This window comes from Streptomyces sp. NPDC006259, from assembly GCF_042870975.1.
GTDB lineage: Bacteria > Actinomycetota > Actinomycetes > Streptomycetales > Streptomycetaceae > Streptomyces.
Map to the genome: position 1 here is coordinate 886,389 of NZ_JBIAHY010000002.1, position 12,725 is coordinate 899,113.

Annotated in this window: 7 protein-coding genes; 3 read left to right on the forward strand and 4 right to left on the reverse strand. The window is 70.8% G+C overall.

Annotation, left to right across the window (positions count from 1 at the left end; genetic code table 11):
* Positions 1-332: 332 nt before the first annotated feature.
* A complete protein-coding gene (locus ACFYO5_RS09860; RefSeq protein ID WP_388706320.1) occupies positions 333-1,094 on the forward strand; it encodes an alpha/beta fold hydrolase in 762 nt (253 codons plus the stop codon).
* Positions 1,095-1,505: 411 nt separating this feature from the next.
* On the opposite strand, the gene ACFYO5_RS09865 is transcribed toward ACFYO5_RS09860, so the two are convergent.
* From ACFYO5_RS09865 to ACFYO5_RS09880, 4 genes are all read right to left on the reverse strand, one after another.
* A complete protein-coding gene (locus ACFYO5_RS09865; protein ID WP_388706323.1) occupies positions 1,506-3,827 on the reverse strand; it encodes an FdhF/YdeP family oxidoreductase in 2,322 nt (773 codons plus the stop codon).
* Between the two features lie 38 nt (positions 3,828-3,865).
* Positions 3,866-4,384: an SRPBCC family protein gene (locus ACFYO5_RS09870; RefSeq protein WP_388706326.1), complete on the reverse strand. Its 519-nt coding sequence runs from the start codon at positions 4,382-4,384 to the stop codon at positions 3,866-3,868.
* Between the two features lie 700 nt (positions 4,385-5,084).
* Positions 5,085-6,977 carry an NAD-binding protein gene (locus ACFYO5_RS09875; RefSeq protein ID WP_388706329.1) on the reverse strand — a complete coding sequence of 631 codons (1,893 nt, stop codon included), beginning with the start codon at positions 6,975-6,977 and terminating at the stop codon, positions 5,085-5,087.
* A gap of 636 nt (positions 6,978-7,613) precedes the next feature.
* On the reverse strand, positions 7,614-9,518 hold the full coding sequence (locus ACFYO5_RS09880; RefSeq protein WP_388706332.1) for a rhamnogalacturonan lyase: 1,905 nt from the start codon (positions 9,516-9,518) through the stop codon (positions 7,614-7,616).
* A gap of 764 nt (positions 9,519-10,282) precedes the next feature.
* Between ACFYO5_RS09880 and ACFYO5_RS09885 the strand changes: the two genes are divergently transcribed.
* Entirely contained in the window at positions 10,283-11,530 is a 1,248-nt protein-coding gene (locus ACFYO5_RS09885) for a cellulose binding domain-containing protein (RefSeq protein WP_388706335.1), read from the forward strand.
* Positions 11,531-11,609: 79 nt separating this feature from the next.
* Positions 11,610-12,665 carry a glycosyl hydrolase 53 family protein gene (locus ACFYO5_RS09890; RefSeq protein WP_388706338.1) on the forward strand — a complete coding sequence of 352 codons (1,056 nt, stop codon included), beginning with the start codon at positions 11,610-11,612 and terminating at the stop codon, positions 12,663-12,665.
* The last annotated feature ends 60 nt before the right edge of the window (positions 12,666-12,725 follow it).

Below are 12,725 nucleotides of genomic sequence, written 5' to 3' on the forward strand. Positions count from 1 at the left end.
GCTCTCTAAGGGTTCCGGGAGGCTCTCGAAGGGCGACCGCGTCTTCCGCGGTCGGGCTCCCGGGCAGGCGCGAGCGGCGAGTAGGACGGACGGTGGCGAGGCAGCACACAGGCTTTTTTGTCGACATGTTGACGGCTGTGTCGCCGAGCGGACCGTGGCACCGTCCTCGTCGAGGCCGGCCGTGGAGTCACGATGTCCCGTCGCTCCACCCGTCCGGCCACGCGGCGGCGACCTTGCCGTCGGCGATCGGCAGTTGAGACAGCTGGGGGCGCCCCGGCACGGCGGATCACCGCGGAGTCCTTGGACCCGGCGCGAACGGGTACCTGCTGAGGATGCCGTTCCTCGAAGGCCCGTCCGTCGGTGTCCGCTACGACCGCGTCGGGGCGAGGATGGTCCGCAGTCTGGGAACGGAGGGACTGGACGAGCGAGGCGGCCGCCCGCTGGTGCTGGTGCCCGGCCTGGGTGCGCCGGGATACCTGTTGCGCTCACTGGAACACTGCGCGCGGCGAGGCCCGGTACGCCTGCTGGACGTCCCAGGATTCGGCGACCCGTCCGGCCCGGCGTGCCGCGAGACCCTCGAAGCGCTCGCCGACACCGTGGCGCGGTGGCTCGCCGCCGTGCCCCGGGAACCGGTGGTGCTCGCCGGCCACTCCACAGGCGCTCAGGTGGCGTTGCACGCGAGCGTGCGAGTGCCTGAGCGGGTGCGGGCCCTCGTCCTGCTGGGCCCGACGTTCCCACCGGACCTGCGACGCGTACGTCCCCTGGTGTCCGCGTTCGTCCGCACCGCCGTACGGGAGTCACCCTCCGTGGTGCCGACGGTGCTGCCCTCCTACCTCAAGGCGGGGCCGCGACGACTCGCCAACTGCGTCCGCTCGGCCCAGGCGGATGCGCCGGAGGACGTCCTGCCCGCGGTGACCTGCCCGGTGACGCTCGTGGCCGGGCACGACGACGCGCTCTGCCCGGGGGAGTGGGTCCGCCTTCTGGCATGTCGGACAGGGCGGGGCCGAGCCCTGGTCGTGCCGGGCGCGCACGCGTTTCCGCACCGGCACCCGGCCGTGACGGCGGAACTGCTGGCCGAGGCGCGGGACGCGTGAAACGCGAGTCCTCGGGAGCGCCGGGTCCGCTGGATCCTCGGCCGTGTGGTGCGGGTGGGAGCGCCGGGTCCGCTGGATCCTCGGCGGCCCGGCGCGGGCGGGAACGCCGGGTCCCCCGTTGCCTCGCTCGTTCGGGGCGGGCGCGCCGCCGCAGCTCACCGCCGTGGACCGCAATTCACCGCCGCTCGCCGCTCGGCCCGGTCGCGGATCGATGGCACGCGGTCGCGAATCGGCTTCCCGCCCGGCACGCGCGCGAACGTCCGCCCGGCGACGGCTCCACCCGAGTTCGCCCGCGCCCGGTCGCTCCGCCGCCGGCCGCAGTCGCGGACCGTGACGACGGACCGTATCGGACAGGACACGGCAGGACGTGCGCGGCCTCCGTCCTGCTGAGGTCGAGGCGGTGGCCGGAGTTCAGTCCTGTCCCTGTCCCGCCTCCGGTGGAGGCGCGGCAGGCTCCAGCCGGACCACGATCCCCTTCGACGTCGGTTGGTTGCTCTTGTCGGCCACGCTCCCCAGCGGCACCAGGACGTTGGTCTCGGGGTAGTACGCGGCGGCACAGCCCCGCGTGGTCGGGTACGGGACCACGCGGAAGCCCTCGGCGCGACGCTCGGCGTCGTCCTCCCACACGCTGACCAGGTCGACGCACTGCCCCTCGGCCAGCCCGAGCCCGCTGATGTCCTGCGGGTTGACGAGCACCACCCGGCGACTTCCGTGAATGCCCCGGTAGCGGTCGTTCGATGTGTAGGGGACGGTGTTCCACTGGTCGTGCGAGCGCAGCGTCTGGAGCAGCAGGTGACCTTCGGGAGCGTGCAGCATCTCCCAGGCGTTGCGGGTGAACAGCGCCTTGCCGACGTCGTTGTGGTAGACGCCCTCGTTGACCGGGTTGGGCAGTTGGATGCCGCCGGGACGTGTCACACGCCGGTTGAAGTCGTGCAGTCCCGGGACGACCCGGGAGATGCTGTCGCGGATGGCGCCGTAGTCCTCCTCGAACCGCTTCCAGGGGATGTCGGCGGTGCCCTCGCCGAGGGTGCGGCGGGCGAGCCGGCAGAGAATGGCGACCTCGCTGAGCAGCAGGGGAGAAGCCGGCTGGAGGCGGCCGCGGGAGGTGTGCACCTCGCTCATCGAGTTCTCGACGGTGACGAACTGCTCTCCGTCGGCCTGGATGTCCCGTTCGGTGCGACCGAGGGTCGGCAGGATGAGCGCGGTCTCGCCGCACACGGTGTGGGACCGGTTGAGCTTGGTGGAGATGTGGACGGTCGTACGACAGCTGCGCATGGCCTCCTCGGTGACCTCGCTGTCCGGCGCGGCGCGGACGAAGTTGCCGGCCAGTCCGAGGAAGAACGTGACACGGCCTTCGCGCATCGCCTTGATCGAGTTGACGGAGTCCAGTCCGTGGGCGCGTGGCGGATCGAAGCCGAACTCCTGCTGGAGCGCGTCGAGGAAGTCGTCCGGCATCTGTTCCCAGATGCCCATCGTGCGGTCGCCCTGCACGTTGCTGTGCCCGCGTACCGGGCAGGCACCGGTGCCGGCCCGCCCGACGTTCCCGCGCAGCAGCAGGAAGTTCACGATCTCGCGGACGGTGGGGACGGCGTGCTTGTGCTGCGTGATCCCCATCGCCCAGCAGACGATGACACGGTCGCTGCGCAGCACCTCGTCCCGGACCTGCTCGATCTCCTCGCGCGTGAGGCCGGTCGCCGCGAGGATGTCCCTCCAGGCGATGGTGCGCGCGTGCTCGGCGAACTCCTCGAAGCCCTGGGTGTCGGACTCGATGAAGTCGCGGGCGAGCACCTCGCCCGGCCGGGCGTCCTCGGCCTCCAGGAGGAGCCGGTTGATCCCCTGGAACAGCGCGAGGTCACCGCCGTTGCGGATGTGGAGGAACCGGTCGGCGATCTGAACGCCCTGTCCGATCACTCCGCGGGGCTTCTGCGGGTTCTTGAACCTCAGCAGGCCGGCTTCCGGCAGGGGGTTCACCGCGATGACACGGGCGCCGTTGAGCTTGGCCTGCTCCAGTGCGGACAGCTGCCGCGGATGGTTGCTTCCCGGATTCTGCCCCACCACGAAGATCAGGTCGGCGTGGTGCAGGTCGTCGAGGCTGACCGTTCCCTTGCCCGTGCCCAGCGTCTCGTGCAGGGCGTAGCCGCTGGACTCGTGACACAGGTTGCTGCAGTCGGGCAGGTTGTTGGTGCCCAACGCCCTGGCGAACAGCTGCAGGACGAACGCGGCCTCGTTGCTGGCCCGGCCGGAGGTGTAGAACACGGCCTCGTCGGGGGAGTCGAGCGCCGTCAGCTCCGAGGCGAGCAGATCGAGGGCGTCGTTCCAGCTGATGGGCTGGTAGTGGTCGGACCCCGGCCGCTTGACCATGGGTTCGGTGAGCCGCCCCTGCTGGTTCAGCCACGCGTCGGAGCGCCGGCCCAGCTCGGCGACCGAGTGGGTGCGGAAGAAGTCGGCGGTGACGCGCCGCGTCGTCGCCTCGTCGTTGATGTGCTTGGCGCCGTTCTCGCAGTACTCGTTGCGGTGCCGGTGGCCCGGCGTGGGGTCGGCCCAGGCGCAGCCGGGACAGTCGACGCCGCCCACCTGGTTCATGGTCAGCAGCGTGTGCCCGGCGTTACGGGGGGAGGTCTCCCGCAGGGAGTACTCCATCGCGTGGACCACCGCCGGCACGCCCGCGGCCCACTTCTTGGGCGGGGTCACGGTCAGAGCCTCGTTCGGCTCGTCGCCGGGTGCCTTCGTCATCAGGTTGCCTCTCCCTCACGCTGCTGCCGCTCGCGGAATCAGCCGACGGGCCAGCGGGCCACCCGGCTCCGGTGCGGCTTGGGTTCCTCGGGCCGTACGCGTCCGTCGCGGATGGTGCCTCGCCAGGCCCCGGTCGCTTCTCCCAGGCCCTCGATGTACTCCTTGAAATGCCGCAGCTCGTCCCGTACGACGCGGCCGGCGATCCCGGCGACGCCGGAGAGCACCCGGGCCGGGCCGCGCGGCGCGATGTGGATCCGCACGGTGACCTCCGTGCGGTCCGCCGCCATGGCCCGGAACGTCACGTCTCCCCGGTGAGCGGGGGACCCCCCGAGACTTCGCCAGGCCACACGCGCGTCGGGCTCCTGGTCCACGATCTCCGCCTGGAACTCGCGGCGCACCGGGCCGATCGCCATCGTCCAGGTGGTGAAGGCGGGCCTGACGTGGTCGACCTTCTTCACCACGGTCATGAAACGAGGGAAGGTCTTGAACTGCGTCCACTGGTTGTACGCGGTGCTCACCGGAACCGCGACCTCGATCGTTTCCTCAACGGTATGCATGGCCCACCCATCGTCAGCCGCCGCTTGCCCCAGTCTCACCTCACGACCGGCCGGTCGCCACACGTCGCTGCGCACACCCGACGGCCGGTGCAGGCGCCCGAAGGGGGTGCCGCCGACGGTGACCGCTCCCGGTCGTCCCTGGAAAGAGGCCGGCGCAAGGTGTCCCGGCCGCATGCCTCCTCTCGATGCGCGTGACCCACACCGCCGTGCGCGAGGAGATGCGAACGCGTGCCTTCCCCTCCGCCCTGTCCTCGCCAGGCGTCCGACTACCCCTCACACGAAGCCCGTAACGTCCGGCGCGTCGTGAACGGACGACGCGAGCGCGAACGCGGTGCCCGATCCGCGACCCGCGACCTCCGCGACCGGGATGCGATGGCTGGGTACGTGCCGACGGTGCCGGATCATCGTGGCTCCGGCGCCACCCGGACGCTGGTGGCGGGCCTTCCATCAGCCCGGTGGCCGGCGCCCCGACGCCCTCGGACGGCGTCCGCGGAGCCGCGCTGCCACTTCGTCGCTTCCGGGGACCCGGGCGACCCGGGCGACCCGGGCGACCCGGGCGACCCGGGCGACCCGGGCGACCCGGGCGACCCGGGCGACCCGGGCGACCCGGGCGACCCGGGCGACTTGGGTGCCACCGGCTGCCGTTCCCACCGCTTCCCGCGGCTTCCCTCTGACGGTCACCCGCCGCGCTTCGGAGGCGTCAGTCGTGCGCGATCACGATCACCTCGTCCTGATCGGCCCAGCGCCGCCGCTCGCTCTTGTCCGGGTTGATACGCACGCCGTGGTCGGGAGCGGCCGTGGCCCGGTCGTGCCGGCGGTAGCCGATGGCGCATTCGCCGCGCTGCCGCGCCGCCGCGACGACCGTGGCGAAGGACGCCTCACATCCGGGCAGGATGTACGACGCCGCCGGTCGCAGGCGGACCTGACCACCGGTGGGGGAGAAGAGTTCCTCGAACACGGCGGCCAGATGCCAGTTCTGGGAGATCTGGGCCATGAGCAGGCCGATGAGTTTCCCGCTGATGATGACGTCGGCTCCGGGGCTGATGGGCGCGAGCGTCCGGTTGCGGTCGTCGGTCATCTCGGTGACCACCGGCAGCTCGCGTCCGCTCTCCTGTTCCAGCAGGTGGAGAACGAGGAGCGTGACGAGGGTCCGGTTGTCCGTCTCGTCCGGCTTCTGCCCGGCGACGGGATCCGGGCCCAGTACGACGACGCTGTCGTACGAGTCGATGTCCAGGCCCCGCAGTGTCTCGGGCCGGGTGACGTCTCCCGTGCGAAACGTGATGGTCAACCGGGTCGCGAAGTCTCTGCCCGCTTCCCGGACCTGCTCGGCCGTGACCTCCTGCCGGTCGGCCACCACGGCGATCACCGAACCGTGCACGGCGTACCGGCCCAACTGGTCGACGATCAGGGAGGCCCGCCGGTTCCAGCCGAGGATCAGCACGCGTTCGGCTCGGGCGCTGACCGGCTGCCAGGGCGTCATCACCGACTCGTCGACCAGACCGGAGCAGTCGCTCAGCCGCGCGGTGTCGTCGTCCCGCGTGACGACGATCAGCCGGTCGCCGACGGCGATGAGGGTGTGCGGCGGCGGGTTCAGCAAGGCCCTGCCGTCGCGCAGCACACCGACCACGCTGGAGGTGGCGTAGGCCAGCAGCGTGTCGCAGAACGAACGGCCGGTCAGAGCCGGGTCGGAGGTGAGATAGAACTCGTCTCCGGCGAAGTCCAGGAGGTCGCGGTAGACCAGGGAGAGCCCGGGACGCCGGGCGGACTGGACGATCAGCCGGGCCGTGATCGCGTCGCTCTCCAGGACGGTGCCGCGCCTTCCCGCGGCGAGGGAGGCCGCCAGCCGGTACCGGTCGTCTCTGACGGCGGCGACGACGGGCGGACCCTCCGCCCCGCCGAGCGCGGAGCGCAGCGCCAGCAGGGTCTTGACCACTTCCGGGTCCGCTGACGGATCGTCGTGGGGCAGCACCAGCACGGCGCTGGCCGCGCCGGGCTGGGTCAGGGCGAGCCGGGCGGGATCGGTGGGGGAACCGCTGCGGCAGATCAGCCGGGTGCGGCCGGTGTTCCCCACTTTCCCGCTGAGGGCCTCCTCCATGGTGGTCTTGTTCCGGTCCGCCAGTACGGCCACCGCGCCGTACCGCTGGTTGGCGTTGGCGGCCACCAACTCGCTCACCACCGTGAACACCTGTTCGGACCAACCGAGCACGACCGAGTGCCCCTGCTCGATGACGACCGAGCGACCCCGCCGCAGCGCGGTGAGCCGCTCGGTCAGTCCGGTGGTGATGATACCGACGAGGGTGGAGACGTACACCAGGGCGACCAGGGCGAGCAGTACCGATAGCAGCACGCGCAGGAGCGGGCCCGTCGCCCCGCCGAGTCGTAGCGTCTCGCCGGTGAGACGCCAGACCGCCGCCAGCCTTCCCGTGCGGGACGTGGGCGCCTGCGGGTCCGTCCAGACCAGCACGGCGCTCGCCGGCAGCACGACGACGAGGCAGCCCAGGGCCAGCCAGCCGACGAGCGCGGAGGTGCCACGGGTCAAGGTGGTGTCGAACCAGTAGCGTGCCCGGCCCTTGAGTGAAGCCCTTCGTCCCACGCCTGCCCCCGTTCCGTCGGGGTTCCGGTCCCGGCAGATGCCGCTCCGGTTCGCCCCGCCCGCCCCCACCGATCCCGCACGGCACGGTCGACGGGACCGACCGCGCACCGCCACGCGGCCACCTGGCAGTGTGCCGAGAGGATGGCCCTGACACGCGGATCACCAGCCGTCTTTCATCCCTTCGGGGACGTTGCCGAGAGAGCCGCTTCGCGCCCGACCTCCGACCGGCCGCCACCGGTCCGACCTGGGCATCGCCCGTTCGGGGCAACCCCGCGGCGCAGGCTGCGGGTGGGGGCTGCCGACTGGTAGGGGCACGTTGTCATCGGGGGTCGGGAGGCATGCGACGCAGAAGCCGGACCGGATCGCGGAAGCTGCTAGGTCGGCGATTTCGGGACCGGGGCGGAATCTGCCGGCCGTCTCACCGTCGCCGACCGGGTGTTCTCGGTCGGCGACGGCTGGATCGGCTTCGTCGGATACGTCGGAGTCGAGGTAGGAGATGGCTCTGTCGGGTACGCCGTGATCGCGTGGGCTGTCTCCGGCGTCGGGGTGTCGGCGGTGCTCAGCACGGCGGCGGGCCGGGGGCGGAACCCGCGGTGGCCGGATCACCACCTGCCGTACGCGAGCGGTTGCCGTGGTTCAGGGGGTGTAGACGGTGGGGCGGGGTGGGGTGGGCATGTTGGCGCCGATGAAGAAGCTGGGGTGCGGGGGCTGGTTGTAGGCGGTGTTCTGCCAGGCGAGCGCGGTGCGGTACTGGGTGTCGTGGAGCAGCGTGGTGATGCGGGTGTTGGTCTGGTACGGCGTGCTGTAGACGCGCAGGGCACGGTTGTCGGTGGTGGGCCAGACGACCTCCTCCCGCCAGTCGCCGAGGATGTCCCCGGACAGTGAGGGGGTGGACTTGGTGCCGTTGTTGGAGTGGACCCCGGAGGCGGTCAGCAGGCGGGTGTCGCCGGAGGTGCCGTACTTGTCGATGCGGGTGCCGTCGAGGAGTTCGCGGACGGGGTCGCCGTCCCACCAGGACAGGAAGTTCATGCTGGACGGCTCGCGGCCGAGGGAGGCGCCGGTCGCCGAGCGCAGGGTGGTGTCGGAGGCGGACCAGGCCTCGGCGCCCGCGCTGCCGGCGTAGACGTCCGCGGCGACGCCGCGGCCGTTGTCCGCGCCGGACGCCGTCTGCCACAGGATCTGGCCGGTGCGCGCGTCCGCCATCCAGGAGCCCGGCTTGCCGGTGTCCTCGGAGACCTTGAAGTACTCCAGGCCGGCCCGGGACGGGTTGAGGTCCCCGAGGTGGGCCGCGTCGCCGTGGCCGAGCCTGGTCGTCCACAGGCCGCCGCCGTTGTCGTCGACGGTCATCGCGCCGTAGACGATCTCGTCCTTGCCGTCGGCGTCGACGTCGGCGACGGACAGGCTGTGGTTGCCCTGACCGTCGTAACCCTTGCCGGAGTTGGTGGAGGAGCTGGTGTCGAAGGTCCAGCGGCGGGCGAAGGCGCCGTTGCGCCAGTCCCAGGCCGCGATCACGGTACGGGTGTAGTAGCCGCGCGCCATGACGAGCGAGGGGCGGGCGCCGTCCAGGTACGCGGTCCCGGCGAGGAAGCGGTCGACGCGGTTGCCGTAGGAGTCGCCCCAGGAGGAGACGGTGCCACGGCCCGGTACGTAGTCGACGGTGCCCATCGCCTTGCCGGTCCGGCCGTTGAACATGGTGAGGAACTCGGGGCCGGACAGGACGTAGCCGCTGGAGTTGCGGTGGTCGGCGGACGAGCTGCCGATGACCGCGCCGGTGCCGTCCCTGGTGCCGTCGGCGGTCTTCATGGCGACCTCGGCCTTGCCGTCGCCGTCGTAGTCGTACACCTGGAACTGGGTGTAGTGGGCGCCGGAGCGGATGTTGCGGCCCAGGTCGACGCGCCACAGGCGGGTGCCGTCCAGCTTGACGGCGTCGATGACGGTGTTGCCGGTGTAGCCGGACTGCGAGTTGTCCTTGGCGTTCGTCGGGTACCACTTGAGGACGAACTCCAGGGCGCCGTCACCGTCGAGGTCGCCGACGGAGACGTCGTTGGCCTCGTAGGTGTAGGCCACGCCGTCGGGGGTCGTACCGCCGGCCGGCGGCGAGATCGGCACGTCCAGGTACCCGGACCGGAACTGGAGCGCGCGCTCGGAAGAGGCCTGCTCGGTGCCGTTCACCACGGGGCGCACCGTGTATTCGGCGGAGGCCTGGGCGCCGGTGTCGAAGTAGCCGGTCGAAGCCGTGACGGGCGAGGAGTTGAGCTTGGTGCCGGCCCGGTAGACGTTGAACGCCACGTCGTTCGGGTCGGTGGCCAGCCACCGCCACGAGACGAGGTTTCCGCTGCTGGTGTGGGTGCTGGTCAGTCCTCGGTCGAGGCGCTCCACCTGCCGGGCGGTCGCGGCCTGCGCGGTCCCCGGCAGTCCGATGAGCGTGGAGAGAGCCAGTGCGACGGCGCCGGTGGCGCAGCCGATCACCCGGCCGGGCAACCGGCGGTGGATGCGCGAACGAGGCGGTGCTGTACGTGGACGTCGGTGTGTGTCGGCCACGATGACCTCCGGTCTGTGTGGGGGGACCGAGTGAGCGCGGTGTCCGGGGGAGGCGCGAGGAGGCGGTCACCCAGAAGCTGTGGGAACGCTCCCATGCGGTGTGAGCGTAGAAACGCCCTGACATGTCGTCAAGGATTTTGTCGGAACCGCTGTTCGACACTGTTGGGATCCGATGGGACCGAGATTTTCCGGCTCGGCGGACCTCCGGTGACCGAGTTCCTTTGCCGACACGTGTGACCTGCACCGACTCCCTGGAAGCGCGGGCATGGCATCGTGTTCCGGGGGTCGCCTCGCCGACTCCGCGACGCAACGGACCTCTCACAGCTGGTTGACAGGTCCGCGTCCGGTCGGGAAGCTGCGTGGTGCACCTCACGCTCATGCGGAAGCGCTGACAGGGGGCCGCCCAGCGCATCCAAGCACTGGCGTAGGTCGACCCAGCAGGGCATATTCGCGATTTCAGCCATTCCCGTGAACGTTCACAACGCCTGCGCGGCGAGGTGCGGTCCACAGCGTGCCGGTGCGGTGTCGAGCAGGTCTGCGCCATGAGCCGGTCGAGCGTGGCCTGCGTCGAGGACGCGGTGCGCAGGCGTCACGGCCGGATCTCCGCACGGGGGTCACCCTTTCGGAGCCCGCCTGGGTCCCTCCTCGCGTACATGTCCCGCACAAGGCACTCCCGCGTCTGTCGCCCACACAGAAGGAGGTTCACCGCCATGCCGGTTCGACACAGCCGATCTCGGGCGCCGGGAGATTCCAGGACCGATCACGTGAACAGGTATCAGCCGGGTGGGCCGGTGCGGCAGTTCCTCGTCGCGCTGGCGGTCGTCCTCGGGCTGCTCGCGGCCGTCGTGGCGATGGTCCCGGCGTCGGCGGCCGGCAACCCGTACCAGCGGGGTCCGGACCCGACCCTGGCCGGCGTCGCGGCCACCCGGGGAACGTTCGCCACCGCGCAGATGAGTGTTCCGCCGGGGAACGGCTTCAACGGCGGGACGATGTACTACCCCACCGACACCAGCCTGGGGACATGGGGCGCGGTCGCGATCGTGCCCGGCTACACCGCGCGGTTCGCCGACGAGGAGGCGTGGATGGGGCCGTGGCTGGCCTCGTTCGGGTTCGTCGTGATCGGCGTCGAGACCAACAGCCGCACCGACTACGACACCGCCCGGGGAGCACAACTGCTGGCCGCGCTGGACTACCTCACGCAGAAGAGCCCGATCCGTGACCGGGTCGACCCCACCCGGTTGGCCGTGGTGGGCCATTCCATGGGCGGCGGCGGGGCTCTGGTCGCGGCCGAGCGGCGATCGTCGTTGAAGACCGCCGTCGGCCTCGCACCGTTCAAGCCCTCCGGGAATCCGGCCGCCGTCCGAGTACCGACCATGATCATGGGAGGCGCCCGGGACACCACGGTCACTCCGTCCTACCTCGACAGTCTGTACGCCACCCTGCCCACCACGACACAGAGCGCGTACCTCCAGCTCAGCGGGGCCAACCATCTCTTCCCCACCAAGCCCAACACCCTTGAGACGCGGATCCTCATCCCCTGGCTGAAGACGTTCGTGGACAGCGACACCCGGTACACCAAGTTCTTGTGCCCGGCTCCGGCCGACCCCACCGGCATCGCGAAGTACCGCAGCACGTGTCCGCTCGTACCGTCGGGCGGGCCCACCCCGTCACCGACCACCGATCCGTCCTCTCCTGTCCCCTCGACGCCACCGCCCGGCGGCGCGTGCGAGGCGACCTACCGCACCGTCAACGCCTGGTCCGGCGGCTACCAGGGCGAGGTCACGGTCCGAGCCGGCAACGGGGCGATCAACGGGTGGACCGTCGGGTTGACCCTGCCCAACGGCCATACCGTCAGCCAGGTATGGAACGGCACCCTGAGCACGAGCGGCTCGGCGGTGACGGTGCGGAACGCCTCCCACAACGGCTCACTGCGGGCGTCCGCCTCGACGACCTTCGGCTTCACCGCCGACGGGACACCGCCCACCGCTCCACCCACCTGCACAAGCCCCTAGGCGACGCTCACCCCCCCCACGACCACTGTCCGTCGGCCGCGACGTCCCACGTGCGGCCGGCGGACGGAGAGGAGCGACCATGTCCCCGATCCAGGCATCCGGTTCCGGCCGGATCAGCCGCCGCACCCTGCTCAGAGCCGGCGGCGCGACCGCCGGGGCCATCGCCGCAGCAGCCGCACTCGGCGAACTCGCCCCCTCGGCCCGGGCTGCCGCGGGCTTCGTCAAGGGCGTCGACATCAGCTGGGTGCCGCAGATGGAGGCGCGCGGCTACTCCTGGAAGAACCAGAGCGGACAGACCCAGGACCTGCTGACCATCCTCAAGGGGTACGGCATCACCGCCGTGCGCCTGCGCACCTTCGTCAATCCGTCCGGCGACCCTGCCAACGGGCACTGCGGCATCGACGAGGTCGCCGCCTTCGCCAAGCGGGTGAAGGCCGCCGGCATGTCGATCATGCTCGACTACATGTTCGGCGACACCTGGAACTCCGTCGGCGTGCAGAACCCGCCCGCCGCCTGGAAGGCCATGGGCTACAGCCAGATGGTCACCGCCATGGGCTCGTACGTGAACCAGACGATGACCGTCATGAAGAACAACGGCGTACTGCCCACCTGGGTGCAGATCGGCAACGAGATCAACAGCGGGATCTGCCGCCCCGTCGGCAGCGTCTCCAACCCGGCGCAGATGACCGGCCTGCTCAACGCCGCCTACACCCAGGTCAAAGCCGTGTCGCCGAACTCGACGGTGTGCATCCACCTGGCCCAGCCGCAGAAGTACGACGTGATGACGACGTTCTTCAGCCGGTTCGCCGCCAACGGCGGCAAGTGGGACATGTCGGTGTTCTCCTCCTACGGCAGCGCCGACCTCGCCCCCGGCATCGTGGCGAACATGAAGAAGATCTCCACGCAGTACGGAAAACCGTTCCTGCAGAGCGAGTTCGGCGGCCGGGTGGACAGGGCCTCCGCCACGCAGGCCTCCCTCGTCGCCTACACCAAGGCGCTGAAGGCCAACGGAGGACAGGGCATCTTCTACTGGGAACCGGAGTGCATGTCCCCGTTCACCGGCTACAACATGGGCGCCTGGGACTCCGCCACCCAGCAGCCCACCGTCATCATGAACGGCTTCTCCCAGGCCTGAGCGACGGGCCGTCCACCCGGACCGCACGTCTTCCTGAGCGACGGGCCGTCCAACCTGGAC